This is a genomic window from Pseudomonas sp. MF4836 (assembly GCF_002018875.1).
Lineage (GTDB): Bacteria > Pseudomonadota > Gammaproteobacteria > Pseudomonadales > Pseudomonadaceae > Aquipseudomonas.
The window spans coordinates 288927-302183 of the sequence record NZ_MVOL01000008.1 but is presented as its reverse complement, the minus strand read 5'-3'; the positions used below and the strand labels follow the sequence as shown (position 1 = coordinate 302183).

Sequence of the window (13257 nt, the reverse complement as noted above, 5' to 3'; positions counted from 1 at the left end):
GAACTTGCCGTGCGTGCACAGCGCATCCCGGGGCGCCCGGAACCAAAAGGGCGAGCAGACTAGCACAGAAGCCCTGGCGAAGATCAGGGGGGCGTATGGCGCTATCAGGCCGAGCGCAACGCCAGTGGCACCTTCAGGCTTTCCTCGGCGCTGGCTGACAGGCCGCACATTTCGTCATGCACCGAGGTGTGCACAAGGTTGAACGGCAATGTCGGAAACGCCTGCAACACCTGACGCGCATGTTCCACCGAACGCAAGTGGAACATCTGCCCATGGCCGTCGCTGAGGGGGTAGGCCGCCCCATGCATGCGCGCCTCCAGCAGATAGATGCCGCCTTCCAGAGAAATCAGGTTCAACTCATCGACCTTGCCGGCGATGGCGTAGGCATTCATTTCTTGCAGGTTCATAAACCCACCTCGTGCAATTCAGGCCCGTGACGCTACAGGCATATGCCTGGCGCGATAAAAGCACAAGCGCCGGTCTCTCGATCTGGACCAACGGCGCAGCACTTGGAGCAGGCATCGGCAAAAGGAAAAGGCCCGGGTTTTCTGTTAGTGTCGCCGCCGCTTTCCAGCCCTTTCTACGCCAATGGATCTCTGCAAATGGATGTTGACCTGCCACGCGCCCTAAAAAAGTGCGCCCGCCCATGAAACTCATGACCTGCGTCGCCACCGGCATCGGCCTCCTCGCAGCAGGCGTCCTGGCGCTGTACCTGAGCGTCGAGCTCAGCCCCGAAAAACGCCTGGAACAAACCTTCGATCAACGCATCGCCCAGGCCAGGGAGTTGCCCAACTCGACACTCGAAAACCTGGCCATCACTCAGTTGCAGGCCTGGTACGACGAGCGGCGCGGTTTGCTGAGGATGAACTCAGCCTGGAAGGTCGAACACAGCCTCGACGCCAATGACCTCATCGAGCAATACCCGGTTCCCGCCGATGCGGCCGGGCACTGGCTGGCCAGCCTGTTCTTCAAGAGTTATGACGCTATCGTCTTCCGCAGAATCGACATGGATCTCAGTTCGCCGTTCAACAAAGACCCACTCGAACCGTTGTTCCCGACCGAGCTCGACTGGCAGTCGGCCAGTTTGAAGGACGGATCGGTGATCGCCCTGCAAGCCGACAAGGAGCCCGCAGGAGGCCCTCAGTCCCGGCGCCTGGAACAGCACAAGCCCGGACACTATCAACTCATCTACCCGGATAAAGAGCGGACCGAGAACACCCCCGAAGTCGTGGCCTTGAACGGTACTGCGCAAACGGTGGTTCCCGGCCAGGTCAAGGTGTTCAGCTTCACCCGTGGTGACGTCGGCAGTACCCAGAGCCAGGGCAATCTGAGTGTGAAGCTGCTCAAGGCCGAGCCAAACTTTGCCGAGTTCGAGCTGGTCAACAGTGCCCCGCTGAGTGCCGAGCTCGCAGACATGCAGCTGGACCCGCTGCTGATCCAGGCTCAAGACCGGGACGGCAACTACTTGAAAGCCTCCCACGCGATCACCAAGCCCCAAGCACAGTTGGACTTCGAGGACGAGCAACTGCTGGCGCTGTTGCAACAGAAAAAATACGACCCGGCCTTTATCAACCAACAACAGCAGCAATTGGACGCCTGGCGCCAGGCCCGGGGCAGTCACTACAAGAAGGTGTCCTTCTACGGAGAACTGGAAAGCCTCAAGGTCACCGCCCTGGACTTCTCCACCGCCCAGGTGCAACGCCAGGCATTGAAAACCCCGGTCTATTCGTTCAAGGAATGGATCACTGGCAACGCCTTGCTGCCCATGCAGGGTCACGCTGTGGTGCATGACGACAGCATCGCCGAGCAGACCCGTCGCTATGCCATAAGCCAGGAACAGATGCGCCAGAGCGTTCGTGTCAGCTCAGAAGCGGTCAGCGCCCAATACGCCCGAATCCTCTTTCACTCCGACGCGCCCTTCGCCTGGTCGGCGGCTGGGTACGACTTCCAGCGCTCATTGGAGTTCTATACCCAGGGCGCACTCAACACCCGTGGCGAACTGCTGGATATGGGCTTGCGCACCTTCGATTTCGACCCTTTCCGCGGCAGCATTACTTACAGCCCCTCTGAGCTGCCTCGGCAACCAGCCTATGCCACCGGCACCATGACCCTGCTTCACCCCAAGGTTGAAAAAAGCCTATTCGAAGCCAGCGCCCTGCCCCAGGGTCTGAGCGTGCGGGACAACGCCCTGATCATCCAGAGCACGCCGTTCCCGCAGGTTGCCTGGCGCTTCTTCGCCAAGGACAGCAGTGGCCGCTACCTGAAGAAATTCCACCAGGTCCAGCATCAAGGCAAGCAGAGCGAGGAGCTGTTCCAGGTGCAGTACTACTACGGGCAACCCACCACCGTCGAAGCCTATCAACTGGTAGACGTCACGCCCTTTGAGTATGACTTCGAGGTCAAGCTGCACGCTCCGGAAGTCCCCTGATCCCCACTGCCTGAAACTCGCCAGCCCCATAAACAAAACCGCCCGGACGTTTGCAACATCCGGGCGGTTCGGTTACTGCGGCGCTTGAGCGATCAGTGCTTGGTCAGCTTGTCCAGGTAACCCATGGCGAACGCCGAGATCACGAAGGTCATGTGGATGATCACGTACCACTTCAGATGCTCGGGATCGACGTTCTTGGCGTCCATGAAGATGCGCAGCAGGTGAATCGAGGAAATCGCCACGATCGACGCCGCCACTTTCATCTTCAGCGACGACGAGTCCATGGTGCCCAGCCAGTTGAGCTTTTCCTTGCTCTCATCGATGTCCAGTTGGGAAACGAAGTTCTCGTAACCGGAAATCATCACCATCACCAGCAGGCCGCCCACCAGTGCCATGTCGATCAACGACAGCAGCACCAGGATCAGGTCCGACTCGGCCATGGAGAACACGTTGGGGATAACGTGGAAGACTTCCTGGAAGAACTTCAATGCCAGCGCCAGCAAGCCCAGCGACAGCCCGAAGTAGATCGGCGCCAGCAGCCAGCGTGAGGCATACATTGCATTTTCGATAAAACGTTCCATTGGATCTCACACGAAGTTTGAAAACGGCGGCGAGTATATCAGCCGTCCCCGAGCCCATAAACCACCGACAAATCCGCAACCTGCGGGTCTGTCGCCGTGTTTTTTCTGCTAGTGTCGAAACCATTCACGCCGCTCACTGACATCGGACAGGAAGACTGGAAAATGGATTTGCGATTGCCTCTGGCGAGTATCGGAATGTGCATGGCGCTGTTGCTCGGCAGCGGCTGCTCACCCAGTGAAGAGAAGCGCCAGGTCAGCCTCGAAGAGAAAACCGCGCAATTCGAGAAGTCCCTGGACGCTATCCAGGACCCGAAACTCAAAGGCGCCATTGCCGACCTGGGCGGCTCTCTGCTGCTGTTGGAGCGCGCCCAGCTACGACTGCAAAGCAAACCCATCGATACCGAGTACGCCGACGACGCCCTGGCCCTGCTCAAGCACTATCCCAGCCCGCAAGCCCTGGTCGACACCTACATCAATGGCCTGTTCGTGCTGCGCAAACCCACCAGTTCCGACTACCTGACCGACCTGCAACCGGTGTTCCCTTTCAGCTTTACCATGCCCGCCGAGTTCCCCTTTCCCCATGGCCTGGAATGGCAGTCCGTAACCTTGAGCAACAAAAAAGTCATCCCTTTCCAGCCTGAATGGTCGGAAACCGACCCCGGTATTCAGCTCAGCCCGTCCAGTTCCAACCTGACCAACCCCGACGACCTGACGGTGACCTACCCGTTCATCGAGGGCCTGGAAGTCGCCAACAAAAATCAGCCTCAACCGGTCAGCCTGCAGGGCAAGGTCGAAGTCATAGCGCCGCGCCGGATACAGACTTTCGAGCTGAGCAAGGCCGACCTGGGCAAGACCCGCACCGAGGACAATATTCAGGTCACCCTGCTCAAACTGGACAAGAACTGGGCCGAGATCGAAATGCGCAACAGCACCGCGCTGCCCGAGCAGATCAGCGATACCTCGCCGAACCCGCTGCTGGTCCAGGCCCGAGACACCAGCGGGCAGTTTCTGGCGCGCGCCGGCTCACTCAACGAAAGCGCCCAGCAAGTGGCCTTTTATGAGCAACAACTGGCGCAAATGAAGAAACAGAAAGCCTGGAGCGACGATTTCGAACGGCAGCTCGAAACCGAGCAAAAAGCGTTCGACGAACAGCAGACCAGCCATTACGCCAAGGTCTATTTCAACGGAGTGATCGACAAGCTGGAGGTCAGCGTTTTCGACTTTTCCCAGGCCAGCATTACCCGCAAGGATCTCGACCTGCCGGTTCAGCGCTTCGACCACATGAGCACCGACAAGAACATCCGGCCGCTGCCGATGCCGGTCGTGGTCTATGACGACCAGGCCGCGACCTACCTGAAAGCCGCGGACCTCGACGAAGACACCCTGAAGAAAAGTGTCAGCATCAGCCAGTCGGTGGAGGATGCCAGTGCCGCGCGCATCGAATTCGATCACCCGCGTACGTTCAATGACGAACTGCTGGGTTCCTCCTTCAATACCGGCGATACCCCAGTGACATTTTTCACCCAGGGCGCCCAGGGCAAGCGCGGCGAACCCATCGAACTGCCCACCGAAGCCCTCGAGATCGACCCGTTGCGCGGCACCATCACCTACGACCTCAACCTGTTCCCGGAGACCCCGGCCTACGCCGTCGGTTCTATACCGCTGTTCCTTGCCAGCATCGAGAAAAACACCCTCAAGACCCAGCAATTGCCCAAGGGCCTGGAGCTTAAAGGCAATGCGCTGATCGTCGACCAGGCGCAGTTTCCCGCCGACGCCTGGCGCTTTTACGCCAAAGACGACACGGGACAATACCTGAAGGAGATTTTTGCCGTCAGCCACGGTGCATCGGCCACCGGCCCGGCGCTGTTCGACGTGCACTATTTCTATGGCCAGCCCACAGAACTGGAGACCTACCAACGCACCGAGCTCAACCCCGTCGAGTATGGCTTTGAGGTCAAGCTCGACAAAGTCGAACCGCCTCGGGCCGATCAGTAGGGTTCAGTGCTCGGGGTGGAACTGGAAGTCGCCGGAGTTGCGCCCGCGATCACCGTTGATCTGGCGCAGTTGGGCTTGCAGGTGCAGGCACCAGATCTGCGGGTCATCGGCCAGTTGGTAACCGTGGGTGGTGAGGCTCTCGACAATCGAGTCGAGTATGGATTCAGCCACCACCGGACCGCAGAAAGGCCCCTGGGATTTGATGGCAGAAGGTTGCTCACCGGCCATTCCGGCGGCGAACAGCAAGGTCCACATTCCGGTATCGCCGGCCAGCGGACGAACGCTGCATTCGATACGGGTGACCAGGCCCAGGCATTGGCGGGTAAGGCAGAGGTTGCGCGACATGGCGGCGACCCTCGTTAGATCCGGTGTTCAGCCTTCGTCGGAAGACTGTTGCGATCCAGTGACGACTGTCGTTCTCCTTGCCCTGAGAATAGAGGAAAAGCCCGATAAGCAAAGTTGACCGGATAAACAGGCGCCGAATGGTCTGTTGGCGAAAGTTGACGCCAGCCGACTGACGCTGCGACGCGGGACAAAGCCCGCGCCACAGGTCGGGTTCAGACCGGTTTGGCTTCAGCCAGCGCCTGTTGCGCCAGCTCTTTTTCGGCTTCCTTGAGGTCTTCTTCGCTGATCATTTCCGCGATCACCCGCAAGCGCTCCACCACCCGCGCGTTGACGCTGCCTTCCGGGAACTGCCCATCTGCATCCGGCTCGCCGGCAGGCTCGCCGACCAACAGGCTCAACGCCTCGTCGGCCTGGCGCACCGCATACACATGAAACTGCCCGGCACGCACCGCCTGCAGCACTTTCTCATCCAGCATCAGGGTCGCGACGTTGGCCTGAGGAATAATGGCGCCCTGCTCCCCGGTCAAGCCGCGCGCCTCGCAGAGACGGAAGAAGCCTTCGATCTTCTCGTTGACCCCGCCCACCGCCTGCACTTCGCCAAACTGGTTGATCGAGCCGGTAATGGCGAAGCATTGCTTGAGCGGCGTCTTGGACAGCGCCGAGATCAGCGTGCAAGCCTCGCCCAGGGACGCGCTGTCGCCATCGACGTAACCGTAGGACTGCTCCAGGGCAATACTGGCGGAGATCGCCAGGGGGAATTCCTGGGCATAACGACTGCCCAGGTAACCGGTGAGGATCATCACCCCCTTGGAGTGGATCGGCTGCCCGAGGTTGACCTCGCGCTCGATGTCGACGATACCGCTGCCGCCCGGATAGACCGTCGCCGAAATCCGCGCGGGAACCCCGAACGCCGAATCGCCCACTTCCAGCACCGTCAGCCCGTTGCACTTGCCGACAGCGGCACCGTCGGTATCGATCAGGATGATCCCGGCCAGCATGTCATCGAGAATCCGCGCCGACACTCGGCCGGTGCGAGTGGCCTTGGCCTTGAGGGCGCGTTCGATATGCCCGGCATCGGTCATTTCATCGGCGGCCAGGTGGCGAATGAAGTCGGCCTCGCTGACCAGTTGGAACAGATCGCCAATGCGCGCCGACAAACGCCCCTGGTGCTCGGCCAGGCGTGCGCTGTAAGTCGCCAGGCGCGCCACCGCATCGGCAGTCAGCGGCGCCATGCCTTCTTCCGAGGTACGGGTCTTGAGCAACTGGGCGAACTGCTCAAGGCTCTCGTCGACCATCGGAATGTCTTCGTCGAAGTCCACCAGCACCCGGAACATCTCCTGGAAGTCCGGATCCAGGTCCTGCAGCGTGTAGTACAGCTGCCGCGCACCGATGATGATGACCTTGACCTGCAGCGGGATCACTTGCGGTGTCAGGGTCACCGTGGCCAGGCGCCCGAGCTCGCCCAATGGCGACTCCATCTTCAGCTTGCGCGATTGCAGGGCACGCTTGAGGGCATCCCAGACGAAGGGCTCGCTGAGCATCTTCTCGGCTTCAAGAATCAGGAAGCCACCGTTGGCCCGGTGCAAGGCGCCCGGCCGCAGTTGACGGTAGGTGGTGTAAAGCGCGCCCTGGTCGGTGCTGTACTCGATCCGGCCAAACAGGTTGTCATAGGTCGGATGCGGCTCGAACACCACCGGTGCGCCACCGCTGGCCGGGTGACCGACCACCAGGCTCGGGCAGTACTGTTCTTCCAGGAGCTTGCGGGCCACGGCGTCGGTCTTGCTGTCGTCGACCAGTTGCTCGACCACGGTTTTCAGCAGGTAAACCTGCATGGCTTGCAGGTACCCGCAGACCGCTGCGTTTTCCGCGTACTTTTCCGACAGTGGCGCCAGCAAAGGTTGCAGGGCCAGGGTGATGGTTTCTTCGTTGAGCTGGCGCAACTGGTTGCTCGACTCGCGCTTCCATTGCGGCAGGCTCGCCAACTCTTCGTTGAGGCGTTCTTCCAGCGCTGAAATGTCCTCGTGGAAACGCTCGCGCTCAGCCTCGGGCAACTGGGCGAATTCCGCTTCGTCCAACGCCTTGCCCTCGCTCATCGGGGTAAAGGCGATGTTGCTGCTGTCGCGGTACAGCGCGACTTCCTTTTCCAGGGCCAGGCGTTCGATCACATCCAGGGCGCGGTCGTAGCGTTGGTTGAACGCACGGTCGATGGCGCTTTTCTTCTGTTGGTAGGACGGGTGTTCGAACACCGCCGGAAAGGTCGACAGCAGGTTGTCGATCAAACCGTTGATGTCGCCGATGAACGCACCGGCAGTGCCCGACGGCAATTCCAGGGCGCGGGGCTCGCGCGGCTCATCGAAATTATTGACGTAGACCCAGTCCGCCGGGGTCTGCAGGCGCTTGCCTTCAGCCTTCAGGTAGCGTTTGACGAAAGAAAACCGGCCAGTGCCGGGCTCACCCATGACAAACACGTTGTAACCGGGGCGTGGCATGGCCACACCAAATTGCAGCGCTTCAACAGCACGTTCCTGGCCAAGCACACCGCGAAAGGGCTCCAGATCATTGGTGGTCGAGAAGCTGAACTGTTCAGCGGAAAACGGACGGGTCAGCGCTTCGGGCGCTAGACGCAAGCTGGCAGCAACAGGATCAGGCATCGGGCTTCCTTACATCAGGCGGGGCAGATGGCGGCATTCTGGCGCCGGGTATACCCGGCTGGCAAGGCGCGCCTCAGGCGAAAGCATAGACAAACGTAAAAGCCTGGGTGAACGGGAAAAAAACCTTCATATGCATGAATGTTTTGTAAAAAGTAACGGAACCCTTGGAACCTGCCTAAACTCCAAACTGCGCGGCTGGACTAATAACCGGCCCACTGGCGCAGAAATGGGCCAGACCCCCTTGTCCATTGGTTTGCACACAAAGAGAACAAAGCTATGAAACGGATTCTTCTCGGTACTCTCTTCACCGCTGTTTCCATCAATGCCATGGCTCAGGCGCCAGGCGGTCCGGATTGCGGCTGGGGCAACATGCTGTTCGAAGGTCAGCGTGGGACCCCAGCACACTTCCTGGCATCCACCACCAACGGCACTTCCGGTAACGCCACGTTCGGTATGACGTCCGGTACCAACGGTTGCTCGACCAACGCCGCGCTGACCTATGGCGGTAAATCCTGGATTGCCATGAATGGCATGATGAACGAACTGTCCGAAGACATGGCAAAAGGCCAAGGCGAAGCCCTGACCACTTACGCTGTGGTACTGGGTGTCGCTCCGGAAGATCGCGCGCACTTCGCCGCAGTCACCCACGAGCACTTCCAGCAGATCTTCAGCAAAGCTGACGTGACGGCGGACGATGTGCACACCAATACCCTGGCCGTGCTGAAAAGCGACACGCGCCTGGCTAAATACGCTACCCCGGCTTAAGCTCGCAACGCCCGCTCCCTCTGGGGGCGGGCTTTTTATTTTTTCGACCTAACCCCCTTTGGGTCTTTGTTTTTTTCGACTTAAGTTGCCCACCATGCTCAAACGCCTTGCCTATCTGGCGCTGTGTGCCTGCGCCCCGCTGTACGCCGCGCCTCATATCGACAATCAACGTTTGCAGCAACTGGCCAATGATCCGTTCTGGATCTCCCTGGGGCACTACGAGAGTGGCAAGCTCGGCGGCTGGCGCAGCTATGTCAGCGACCAGAAGTTCTTTCTCGCCGCCGATGGCGCGCACCATCCCGATGCAGAACTCAAGGCCACCCTCGAAGCGATCTACGCCCCGGCGAGCGCCGGCGAGAAACACGCCCAATGCGTTTATCCGGCCCGCACCCGCTGGCTCAAGGCGCAGCTCAAGCTGGACGATCTGCCGGCGGTGGACTGCAGCGAGTTCAAACAATGGTTCAAGGATGTCGCGCCCCACAGCGCGGTGATGATCTTCCCGGCGGCCTACCTCAATAGCCCATCCTCGATGTTCGGCCACACCCTGCTGCGCATCGACCAGGCCGACGTGCAAAGCAACAACACGGCCCTGCTCAGCTACGCGATCAACTTCGGGGCCTATATCGAAGGCTCGGACAACAGCATCCTCTACGCCTGGAAAGGCCTGATGGGCGGCTATCCGGGCCTGTTCGCCCTGGTCCCCTACCAGGAGAAACTCTCGGAATACCGCAGCCTGGAAAACCGCGACCTGTGGGAATACCGGCTGAACCTGACCCAGGTCGAGACCGAGCGTATGGTCGAGCATGTCTGGGAGCTGAAGCAGATCCAGTTCGATTACTTTTTCTTCGACGAAAACTGCTCCTATCGCCTGCTGGAATTGCTGCAGGTGGCGCGCCCCGGCCTGAAACTGACCGAGCAGTTCCCCCTGACCGCGATCCCTACCGATACGGTCAAGGCGGTGAAAGAAGCCGGGCTGGTGGAGAAGATCGACTATCGCCCGTCCCGCGAGCGTGAGTTGCTGAGCCGCGCGCAACCGCTGTCGGGTGCCGAGCAGGATTGGGTGCTCAAGGTCAGTGCCAATCAGAAGCAACTGCAGGACCCAGCCTTCAAGGCCCAACCACGGGACCGCCAGGCCCTGATCATCGACGCGGCCTACCGCCTGGAGCGCTACCGCGCCAACGGCCAGGAGCGCGACCCACAGCGTTCACAACGCAGCTTCGAGCTGTTGCGGGCGATCAATCAGAACCCGGCGCCGGAGCTTGAGATCGAGCGGCCGGGGCTGCCGGAAGATGGCCACGAGTCGCGCACCTGGCAGGCCGGCATCGGCACCCGGGGCGACCAGGCGTTTGGCGAGTATGGCCTGCGCATGGCCTACCACGATCTGAATGACAACGCCGAAGGCTTCCCCCTGGGCGCACAGATCGAAATCCTGCAGATGAAGCTGCGCCAGTACGAAGGCAATCACTGGCAACTGCAGCAACTGGATCTTGCGACCATCCGCTCCCTGACCCCGCGCAACGAGTTGCTGCAACCCTGGTCGTGGCAGGTCACCGGCGGCCTGGAGCGAGTGCCCGGCAAGCATGACGATGAAACCCTGGTCAGCCACGTCAATGGCGGTGCCGGCGGCACCTGGCAACTGGGCGAAAACACCCTGGGCTTTGCCCTGGGCACCGTTCGCATCGAACACAACAACGACTTCGCTGGCTTTATCGCCCCCGCGGCCGGGTTCAACTCCGGGCTCCTGTGGAAAAACCCGCTGGGCAACTTCAGCGTCGAGGCCAAGGGCGACTACTTCACCAACGGCGAAGTGCGCCGCAGCTTGAGCCTCAACCAGCAATGGGAACTGTCACGCAACCTCGGCCTGCGCCTGAGTGCCCAGCGCGAATTCAGCCAGCTGGCCACACCGGTCAACGAAGTGATGCTGGAACTCAAGTGGTATCACTACTAAGAAGCTCCCAATCCGCCTGCACCAACACGGCGCCTGGAAGACCCAGCGCAGCCTGGCGGCAGCGGCTACAGCTCCTCCTGTAACCGCTGCCGCCAAGCTGCGCTGGCATCAATCACGCCGATAACCTCCCTGACACTCCACAGCACCTACCCACGGCAACCCCAAACAAACCGCTCACCTGTTTTTCACAAGGCCGCGACGAAAGCGCTTCTAAACTTCACTCATCAAGCGTCCAGGAGTCGCAGATGAAGCGTTTTGGTTGGGCAGCCGTCTTGTTGTTGCTGATCAGTGGGTGCGAGTCGACCCACGAGCATTTGCTGGCCCTGGGTTACCCGCCGGCCTTCGCCGACGGTTTCGATGACGGGTGCATCAGCGGTCGCCAGGCCGCCGGGTCGATCAGTGGCGAGTTCCGCAAAAACGTCCCGCGCTATCTCAAGGACCCGCAATACGCCGAAGGCTGGAGCGATGGCTTCCGCCAATGCCAGGCCATGCTCGAAAACCAGGACCGCACCGATTACCGGGATCGCCATTGGGATGAGCGCGAGCGCGCCTGGCAGCAAGAGAAGGATCAAGGCGCGGCGCGGGCCTATCGTTCGCAATAGGTCGCTTTCGGACATTGCCCGAAACTAAAAGGCTGCGACCATGGCCCAACCTCCATCAAGGGAGAAATGCCATGAGCCGTGCCTTCGTCAATGAAGATCAGGCCGCCGCACAGGCCGACCAGCCGGTCGAACGCCTCGTCAGCGCCCAACCCAACTACGTCACCCCGACCGGCCTGGCCCAGTTGCAGGCCAAAGTCGCGCAGCTGCACAGCCAGCACAGCGAACAAGCGAGCCTGGGCGACCAGGCGGACCCACAGCGTCAAGCCGATATCGAACGTGACCTGCGGTATTTCCAGCAACGCCTGCAAAGCGCCCAGGTGGTGACCCAGGCCACTTCCACCACCAAGGTGCAGATAGGCAGCCGCGTGACCTTCGCCGATGAACAGGGCAGCGAGCAGCAGGTGCAACTGGTGGGGGAAGACCAGGCCGATGCCGCCCATGGCCTGGTCAACTGGGGCTCGCCCCTGGGTCGCGCGCTACTGGGCGCGCAACCGGGGGATGAGGTGCTGTGGCATCGGCCGGCAGGCGATCAGACGATCGAGATCATCCGCATCGAACCGGCCTGAAGCGCCTCAGACCACGCCCTGGGCCAACATGGCATCGGCAACCTTGACGAAGCCGGCAATGTTCGCGCCCTTGACGTAGTTGATCCGACCGTTCTCTTCGCCGTAATGCACGCAGGCATGGTGGATCGATTGCATGATGTTGTGCAGCTTGCTGTCCACTTCGCCAGCAGTCCACAGCAGACGCATGGCGTTCTGCGACATCTCCAGCCCGCTCACCGCCACGCCGCCGGCGTTCGACGCCTTGCCCGGGGCGAACAGGATATTGGCGTCGATAAAGATATCCACAGCCTCCAGGGTGGTCGGCATGTTCGCGCCTTCGGCCACGCAGATGCAGCCCTGACGCAGCAGGGTGCGAGCAGCGTCGGCGTCCAGTTCGTTCTGGGTCGCGCAGGGCAATGCGATATCGCACGCCAGGGACCAAGGGCTCTGGCCAGCGCGGAACTCCAGGCCAAACTGCTCGGCCAACTCGCTGATGCGCCCGCGCTTGACGTTTTTCAGCTCCAGCACCGCCAGCCATTGCTCTTCGCTGAGGCCGGACTCGCAATACAGCGTGCCCTCGGAGTCGGACAGGGAAATCACCTTGCCCCCCAGGTCCATGACTTTGCGCGCCGCGTACTGCGCCACGTTGCCCGAACCGGATATCGCCACGCGCTTGCCTTCGACCCGGTCGCCACGGCGCTTGAGCATCTCTTCGGCAAAGTACACGCAACCGAAACCGGTGGCCTCAGGACGAATCAGGCTGCCGCCGTAGCTCATGCCCTTGCCGGTCAGGACCGAGGTGAACTGGTTGCTCAGGCGCTTGTACTGCCCGAACAGGAAACCGATTTCCCGGGCGCCGACGCCGATATCGCCCGCGGGCACATCCACGTCTGCACCGATATGACGATACAGCTCGCTCATGAACGCCTGGCAGAAGCGCATGACTTCAGCGTCGCTCTTGCCCTTGGGGTTGAAGTCCGAACCACCCTTGCCGCCGCCCATGGGCAGTGAGGTCAGGGAATTCTTGAAGGTCTGTTCGAAGGCGAGGAATTTAAGCACCCCCAGATTGACCGAAGGGTGGAAGCGCAAACCGCCCTTGTAGGGACCGATGGCGCTGTTCATCTGGATGCGGAAACCGCGGTTGACCCGGACCTTGCCCTGATCGTCGACCCACGACACACGGAACACCACCGCACGCTCCGGCTCGCAGATGCGTTCGAGAATACCCGAGGTCAGGTAATGGGGATTGGCTTCCAGAAAAGGCCACAGGCTGCGTAGTACCTCTTCCACCGCCTGGTGGAATTCAGGCTGGTCTGGATCGCGTTTTTTCAGGCGGGCAAGGAAGTCTTCGACGGATTCGATCATGGAAAAGTCTCGGCAAATTTATTGTCGTTAAC

The 13257-nt window shown here is 60.7% G+C and carries 11 protein-coding genes; 6 read left to right on the top strand and 5 right to left on the bottom strand.

Features of this window, described 5'->3' with window-relative positions; all coding sequences use genetic code 11:
• Nucleotides 1-104: 104 nt before the first annotated feature.
• On the bottom strand, nucleotides 105-407 hold the full coding sequence (locus tag MF4836_RS20280; RefSeq protein WP_020296441.1) for a DUF6482 family protein: 303 nt from the start codon (nucleotides 405-407) through the stop codon (nucleotides 105-107).
• Nucleotides 408-646: 239 nt separating this feature from the next.
• Between MF4836_RS20280 and MF4836_RS20275 the strand changes: the two genes are divergently transcribed.
• Nucleotides 647-2428 carry a hypothetical protein gene (locus MF4836_RS20275; RefSeq protein ID WP_153050249.1) on the top strand — a complete coding sequence of 594 codons (1782 nt, stop codon included), beginning with the start codon at nucleotides 647-649 and terminating at the stop codon, nucleotides 2426-2428.
• 92 nt (nucleotides 2429-2520) lie between these two features.
• On the opposite strand, the gene MF4836_RS20270 is transcribed toward MF4836_RS20275, so the two are convergent.
• Entirely contained in the window at nucleotides 2521-3009 is a 489-nt protein-coding gene (locus tag MF4836_RS20270; RefSeq protein WP_020296439.1) for a TIGR00645 family protein, read from the bottom strand.
• Nucleotides 3010-3171: 162 nt separating this feature from the next.
• Here MF4836_RS20270 and MF4836_RS20265 point away from each other — a divergent pair, with 162 nt between their 5' ends.
• Nucleotides 3172-5004 (top strand): hypothetical protein, encoded by a 1833-nt coding sequence (locus MF4836_RS20265; RefSeq protein ID WP_078471754.1) that lies wholly within the window; start codon nucleotides 3172-3174, stop codon nucleotides 5002-5004.
• A 3-nt stretch (nucleotides 5005-5007) separates the two neighbouring features.
• Here the strand turns inward: MF4836_RS20265 and MF4836_RS20260 are convergent, their stop codons facing one another.
• Together MF4836_RS20260 and MF4836_RS20255 are read right to left on the bottom strand one after the other, a co-directional pair.
• Nucleotides 5008-5349 (bottom strand): PA4575 family protein, encoded by a 342-nt coding sequence (locus MF4836_RS20260; protein ID WP_020296437.1) that lies wholly within the window; start codon nucleotides 5347-5349, stop codon nucleotides 5008-5010.
• Nucleotides 5350-5561: 212 nt separating this feature from the next.
• Nucleotides 5562-8000, bottom strand: coding sequence for a Lon protease family protein (locus tag MF4836_RS20255; RefSeq protein ID WP_078471753.1), 2439 nt, complete (start codon nucleotides 7998-8000; stop codon nucleotides 5562-5564).
• 276 nt (nucleotides 8001-8276) lie between these two features.
• Here MF4836_RS20255 and MF4836_RS20250 point away from each other — a divergent pair, with 276 nt between their 5' ends.
• The 4 genes from MF4836_RS20250 (at nucleotide 8277) to MF4836_RS20235 (ending at nucleotide 11881) form a co-directional block, all read left to right on the top strand.
• Nucleotides 8277-8765 (top strand): DUF3015 domain-containing protein, encoded by a 489-nt coding sequence (locus MF4836_RS20250; protein ID WP_078471752.1) that lies wholly within the window; start codon nucleotides 8277-8279, stop codon nucleotides 8763-8765.
• A 94-nt stretch (nucleotides 8766-8859) separates the two neighbouring features.
• Nucleotides 8860-10713 carry an Lnb N-terminal periplasmic domain-containing protein gene (locus MF4836_RS20245; RefSeq protein ID WP_078471751.1) on the top strand — a complete coding sequence of 618 codons (1854 nt, stop codon included), beginning with the start codon at nucleotides 8860-8862 and terminating at the stop codon, nucleotides 10711-10713.
• Nucleotides 10714-10958: 245 nt separating this feature from the next.
• Nucleotides 10959-11315, top strand: coding sequence for a hypothetical protein (locus MF4836_RS20240; protein WP_078471750.1), 357 nt, complete (start codon nucleotides 10959-10961; stop codon nucleotides 11313-11315).
• 71 nt (nucleotides 11316-11386) lie between these two features.
• Entirely contained in the window at nucleotides 11387-11881 is a 495-nt protein-coding gene (locus MF4836_RS20235; RefSeq protein WP_078471749.1) for a GreA/GreB family elongation factor, read from the top strand.
• 6 nt (nucleotides 11882-11887) lie between these two features.
• On the opposite strand, the gene gdhA is transcribed toward MF4836_RS20235, so the two are convergent.
• Nucleotides 11888-13225, bottom strand: a complete 1338-nt coding sequence (gdhA, locus tag MF4836_RS20230; RefSeq protein WP_078471748.1) for an NADP-specific glutamate dehydrogenase — start codon at nucleotides 13223-13225, stop codon at nucleotides 11888-11890.
• Between the last annotated feature and the right edge of the window lie 32 nt (nucleotides 13226-13257).

Coding starts and splice junctions, on each gene's coding strand:
- MF4836_RS20265 (WP_078471754.1), top strand. CDS start 3,172: ATGGATTTGCGATTGCCTCTGGCGAGTATCGGAATGTGCATGGCGCTG.
- MF4836_RS20275 (WP_153050249.1), top strand. CDS start 647: ATGAAACTCATGACCTGCGTCGCCACCGGCATCGGCCTCCTCGCAGCA.
- MF4836_RS20245 (WP_078471751.1), top strand. CDS start 8,860: ATGCTCAAACGCCTTGCCTATCTGGCGCTGTGTGCCTGCGCCCCGCTG.
- MF4836_RS20235 (WP_078471749.1), top strand. CDS start 11,387: ATGAGCCGTGCCTTCGTCAATGAAGATCAGGCCGCCGCACAGGCCGAC.
- MF4836_RS20270 (WP_020296439.1), bottom strand. CDS start 3,009: ATGGAACGTTTTATCGAAAATGCAATGTATGCCTCACGCTGGCTGCTG.
- MF4836_RS20250 (WP_078471752.1), top strand. CDS start 8,277: ATGAAACGGATTCTTCTCGGTACTCTCTTCACCGCTGTTTCCATCAAT.
- MF4836_RS20260 (WP_020296437.1), bottom strand. CDS start 5,349: ATGTCGCGCAACCTCTGCCTTACCCGCCAATGCCTGGGCCTGGTCACC.
- MF4836_RS20255 (WP_078471753.1), bottom strand. CDS start 8,000: ATGCCTGATCCTGTTGCTGCCAGCTTGCGTCTAGCGCCCGAAGCGCTG.
- gdhA (WP_078471748.1), bottom strand. CDS start 13,225: ATGATCGAATCCGTCGAAGACTTCCTTGCCCGCCTGAAAAAACGCGAT.
- MF4836_RS20280 (WP_020296441.1), bottom strand. CDS start 407: ATGAACCTGCAAGAAATGAATGCCTACGCCATCGCCGGCAAGGTCGAT.
- MF4836_RS20240 (WP_078471750.1), top strand. CDS start 10,959: ATGAAGCGTTTTGGTTGGGCAGCCGTCTTGTTGTTGCTGATCAGTGGG.